The organism is Methylibium sp. (assembly GCF_013817365.1).
Taxonomy (GTDB): Bacteria; Pseudomonadota; Gammaproteobacteria; order Burkholderiales; family Burkholderiaceae_C; genus Methylibium.
The window spans coordinates 1-5,261 of the sequence record NZ_JACDCU010000295.1; the positions used below are offsets into that span (position 1 = coordinate 1).

The 5,261-nt window shown below is 68.0% G+C and carries 3 protein-coding genes and 1 pseudogene; all 4 read right to left on the bottom strand.

All coding sequences use genetic code 11. From position 1 onward, the window contains the following. On the bottom strand, positions 1-548 hold a 548-nt coding region (locus tag H0W38_RS15945; protein WP_292455859.1), incomplete at its 3' end, for a patatin-like phospholipase family protein. A gap of 114 nt (positions 549-662) precedes the next feature. Next, on the bottom strand, positions 663-1,100 hold the full coding sequence (locus tag H0W38_RS15950; RefSeq protein WP_292455861.1) for a hypothetical protein: 438 nt from the start codon (positions 1,098-1,100) through the stop codon (positions 663-665). Positions 1,101-1,220: 120 nt separating this feature from the next. Next, on the bottom strand, positions 1,221-4,781 hold the full coding sequence (gene dnaE, locus H0W38_RS15955) for a DNA polymerase III subunit alpha (RefSeq protein WP_292455863.1): 3,561 nt from the start codon (positions 4,779-4,781) through the stop codon (positions 1,221-1,223). A gap of 9 nt (positions 4,782-4,790) precedes the next feature. Then, positions 4,791-5,261: pseudogene (locus tag H0W38_RS15960) on the bottom strand (hypothetical protein); the annotation flags it as partial.

The following is a 5,261-nucleotide window of genomic DNA, read 5'->3' on the forward strand; positions in this document are numbered from 1 at the left end:
ACGGCAACGCGTTGCGAGCGCGCCCATGGCGCGATCTCGTCCACCGCCTCGTAGAAAGTCAGGTGCTCACCGGTGCTGTAGCTGGACCCGGTGATAGCCAAGGCGCGCAAGTGGCCGGCCTGCAGGCGGCCTCGCAGTCGCTCAAGGGGCAGCAACTCGCGCAACAGGGCGTCCAGCGGCGAGTTGTCAAGCAGCGAGCGTGGTCGAGCCCGGCGCCAGCGGCTCAGCGCCCAGCCCAGGGTGAACAAGGACAGCCAGCGGGCGCCGCTGCGGATCACGCCGAAAGCATCGGCGCGGTAGACCTGCTCGGCGTGGAAGTTGCGCCACACGCGGTTGAGCAACGCCACCGCAGTGTCGAAATCGTCGGCGCCGCAAGCCAGCGCCGCTGCATTGATCGCGCCGGCCGAAGTTCCGGCAATCACGGGAAAGGGGTTGCCGGGCGGCTCGCCGGCCTCGCGGCGCAGGCGGCTCAGCCCGGCCAGCACGCCGACCTGATAGGCCGCTCGAGCGCCGCCGCCGGTGAGGATGAGGCCAGTGATGGGTGCCACGCGGGGCAGGATAGTCGCGGCGCGCGGTCTGCGATCTGCGGAAACGCGGCCGCAGCGCGCCCTTATCGGTCGGTCCAAGCGTGACGACGGCGGGCCGCTCGCAAGCCGCTTGTTTCAGTCGTCGCGGTCCCGCCCCTGGTGCTTGCCGGCGTGCTTGTGGCTGTGCTTGTGTCGCTTGCCGTAGTCGCGGTCGTCATCGCGGTCACGGTCACCACCGCGATGGCGCGGCGCGTACTCCTGCTGGTACCAGCCGTCCTGCACGAAATAGACGCGTTGGCCGCAGGCATCGTAGCGGCGGCAGTGCTTGCGCCAATCCTTTGCATGCCCCGGCGGCACACGCAGATAGATGGGCCGCTGAACCACCGCGACCGGCCGCTCGATTACGACGACCGGCTCCGCATAGATCACGCGCGGTGGCGGATAACCGTTGCCAACGTCGATGCGGCCGTAGAAGCCCGGCTGACCGATGCTGACCGACACGCCCACATCTGCGGCGAAGGTCGGCGAGACCGAGAAGGCAGCCATCAGCGTGGCGACTAGAAAACGTTTCATGTTCAAGCTCCGTTGGTGCACTCCCCTTTGCGGCAGACGGGCTGCGCGCAAACAAGTGCGACCAGTGTGCCGCGCGCATGCGCGCCCTGAAGGCACGGCAGCCGCGAAGCAGCAACGGAATCAGTCGTAGATCACGACTGCCTGCACTGCGCTCGATTTCCAGCGTGCCAGAGCGGCATCGGATGGGAAAAATCGACCTTCGTCGCCCAGGTCGACCTCGCCCTGGATGCTGTGCCGTTGCAACAACAGGCGCACGGCGAGGCCTTCGGTGAGCGAACCCTGCTCCGTGCGCACACTGCGCGGCGGAAACTCGCGCAGCAACTCGCTCAACCCCGGCGCGCTGCCGTTGACCGCCACGCGCAAAAAGCGAGCGAACTTGCAGCGGGCCGCAGCCAGGCTCCACAACTGCTGAACGTTGAGCCGCACGCCGCCCGAGAAGCGGTCGGGCTGAACGCGGCCCTGCACGATGACCAGTTCATCCTCGGCGAGCAATTCGCGGTTCGCGCTCAGCAGGTCTTCGGCAACCACCGCCTCGATCTGGTCGCTCTTGTCGTCGAGCTTGAAGATCGCCACGCGCCCGCGCTGGCCGTTGACGACGCGCAACTCGGTAACGATGCCGGCCAGCAACTGCGGCTCGCGGCTGTCGAGCAGGTCGTCGATGCGGCGCTTGCAAAAACGGCGCACCTCCTCGGCGCTCTCGTCGAACAGGTGTCCCGACAAGTAAAAGCCGAGCGCCTGCTTCTCCAGCATGAGCCGCTGCCGGATGCTCCACGGCTCGGCCGCGACGAGTTCGGGCTCCTTGGTCGAGGCGGCATGCTGGTCCTCGTCGTCGGCGCCGAAGTCGAACAGGCCGCTCTGCTCCGCATGCGCGGCCTGGCTGTCGGCATAGTCGAAGGCCAGTTGCACGCTGGCCATGAGCTGCGCACGGTCAGGCCCTAGCGCATCGAAGGCGCCGGCCTTGATCAGCGCATCGACCACTCGCTTGTTGACGCGGCTGCGGTCCACGCGGGCGCAGAAGTCGAACAAACTCTTGAAGGGATGGCCCGCCGAATCGCCCGGGCTGCCGGCCTTGCCTCGGCGCGCTTCGACGATGGCCTCGATCGCGCCCTGCCCCGTCCCCTTGATGGCGCCCAGGCCGTAGCGCACTCGCCGGTCGGACGTCGGCTCGAAACGCCAGCCGCCCACGTTGATGTCGGGCGCATCGAAGGCAATGCCGAACTGGCGGGCGTCGCGGATCAGGACGCGCAGCTTGTCGGCGTCGTCCATCTCGATCGTCATGTTGGCCGCGAAGAACTCGGCCGGGTGGTGCACCTTGAGCCAGGCGGTGTGGTAAGCCAGCAGCGAGTAGGCAGCGGCATGGCTCTTGTTGAAGCCGTAGCCGGCGAACTTCTCCATCAGGTCGAACACCTCGTCGGCCTTGGCTTGCCCGATGCCCTTCTTCGCGGCACCCTCGCGGAAGATGGCGCGGTGCCTGGCCATTTCCTCGGCCTTCTTCTTGCCCATCGCGCGGCGCAGCAGGTCGGCGCCGCCGAGCGAATAGCCGCCCAGCACCTGCGCGGCCTGCATCACCTGCTCCTGGTAGACCATCACGCCGTAGGTCTCGCCGAGCACAGCCTCGAGCAGCGGGTGCGGGTAGGTCACCTCCTCGCGGCCGTGCTTGCGCGCGCAAAAGGTCGGAATCATCTCCATCGGCCCGGGCCGGAACATCGCGTTCAGCGCGAACAGGTCCTCGATGCGGCTGGGCTTGGCGTCTTTCAGCATGCGCTGCATGCCGCCCGATTCGAACTGGAACACCGACTCGGTGAGGCCGTCGGAAAAGAGCTTGTAGACCTTCGGATCGTCGAGCGGCAAGGCCTCGTAGCTGAAGTCGGCGCGGTGAGGATGGCGTGCGACGATGAAGTCCTTCGCCATCTCCAGGATCGTCAGCGTGGCCAGGCCCAAGAAGTCGAACTTCACGAGGCCGATCGCCTCGACGTCGTCCTTGTCGAACTGGCTCACCGCCGCGGCGCTGCCGGGCTGCTGGTAAAGCGGGCAGTAATCGGTGATGCGCCCCGGCGCGATCAGCACACCCCCGGCATGCATGCCGACGTTGCGCACCGTGCCCTCGAGCCGCTCGGCCAGCGCCAGCAGCTCGGCGACCTCTTCTTCCCTTTCCTCGCGCTCTTCGATCTCGGGCGCTTCGCGGCGCGCATAGATCGGGCCGCTCCCGTCCGGCTTGTAGTCCGGCGGCGGGCGCTTGAGCGTCACGCTCTTGCCAGGCGGCGCCGGCACCAGCTTGGCGATGCTGTCCACATGGCCGTAGCCCATGCCGAGCACGCGGCCCACGTCGCGCAGCGCCGCCTTCGCCGCCATGGTGCCGAAGGTTGCGATCTGGCTCACCGCGTCGCGGCCGTACTTCTGCTTGACGTAGTCGATCACGCGGTCGCGGTTGGCTTGGCAGAAGTCGATGTCGAAGTCGGGCATCGACACACGCTCCGGGTTGAGAAACCGCTCGAACAGCAGGTTGTACGCGAGCGGGTCGAGGTCGGTAATTCCCAGCGCATACGCCACCAGCGATCCGGCACCCGACCCGCGGCCCGGACCCACCGGGCAGCCATTGGCGCGGGCCCAGTTGATGAAGTCGCCGACGATCAGGAAGTAGCCGGGAAAGCCCATCTTCACGATGGTTGCGATCTCGAACTCTAGCCGCTCGGCATAGCGCGGGCGTTCGCGTTCGCGCGCCGTTTCGTCGGCATAGAGCTGGCGCAGCCGGCGCTCCAGGCCCTCGTGCGAGGTGTGTCGGAAGTAGGCCTCGGGCGCCATGCGCTCGCCGCCCACTTCAGGGATCGGGAAGTCGGGCAGTTGCGGCTTCCCCAGCGTCAGCGTGAGGTGGCAGCGGCGCGCGATGGCCAGCGTGTTGGCCAGCGCAGAAGGCAGATCCGCGAACAGCTCATGCATCTGCGCGGCGCTCTTGAAATACTGCTCGCGCGTGAAGCGCTTGATGCGCCTCGGGTTGGAGAGCAACTCACCCTCCGCGATGCAGACCCGCGCCTCGTGCGCCTCGTGATCGTCGGGCGCGAGGAACTGCAGCGGATGCGTGGCGACCACCGGCAGACCGAGCTTGGCCGCCAGCGGCACGGCAGCGCGCACCTGTGCCTCGTTGCCCGGCTGGCCGGCACGCTGGAGTTCGAGATAGAAGCGCTGCGGAAAGACGGCGGCCAGCCGCAGCGCCAACGCCTCGGCGCGCGCCGCATCGCCGGCGAGCAGCGCCTGTCCGATGCCGCCGAGATCGGCGCCGGACAACGCGATCAAACCTTCGCTGTGTTCGGCCAGCTTGGCCCAGGCGACGCAGGCCTGGTGGCGCTGCACGTTCTCGGTCCACGCATGGGAGATCAGCGTGCACAGGTTCAGGTAGCCGGTGCGGTTCTGCGCGAGCAGCAGCAGGCGGCTGGCCTGCCGATCGCTGGGGGTCGAGCCGCCCTCGGGTTCGAGCCAGATCTCCGCACCGACGATGGGCTGCACGCCTTGCTCGCGCGCCGCGCTGTAGAACTTGACGGCACCGAACAGATTGCCTAGGTCGGTGATCGCCAGCGCCGGCTGACCATCGGCCGCCGCCGCGGCCACCATGTCGTCGATGCGCAAGGTGCCATCGACGACGGAGTACTCGGTGTGGCTGCGCAGGTGGACGAAGGCGGGTTTCATCCGGGCATTTTAGGGAGCGGGTGCAGCGCCCCCGCCGCTGCGACGCGGTGCCGGTGTGCTATGAACCAGCCGAGCGCGACGCGTCGGGCGATGGGGCGGACGAGGTGGCACCGGTGCGTGATTCGAGACGATGGCGCACGCCACCCCAGGCGGCCGAAGCCTGCGGCGCCAAGCGGTCGAAACCCCGCTCCAGCGCCCGCACGCAACGCGCCGCAGCCATGTGCCGAAGACGATCAGCACGGCACCGAACCCCCACACGATCCACAACGCCGCTGTGCCGAACTGGCTCAGCCAGGCCGAGGTTGTGGAGAGCGCGAGCTCGACCTCCGGATAGAACGGCGCCCACGCCGCGGCCTGCGACGCCGCGAACTCACCGCTGCCGGTGAGTAGCAGGGCCATCGCCCAGGCCGTCAGCGACCACAACAGCAAGACAGCCAGCCCCGCGACCCAGACAGCCGTCGACAGACCGCCTCCTCTGGC

Excerpts from the sequence above, each read along its gene's own strand:
- H0W38_RS15950 (WP_292455861.1), bottom strand. The coding sequence starts at position 1,100 with ATGAAACGTTTTCTAGTCGCCACGCTGATGGCTGCCTTCTCGGTCTCG.
- dnaE (WP_292455863.1), bottom strand. The coding sequence starts at position 4,781 with ATGAAACCCGCCTTCGTCCACCTGCGCAGCCACACCGAGTACTCCGTC.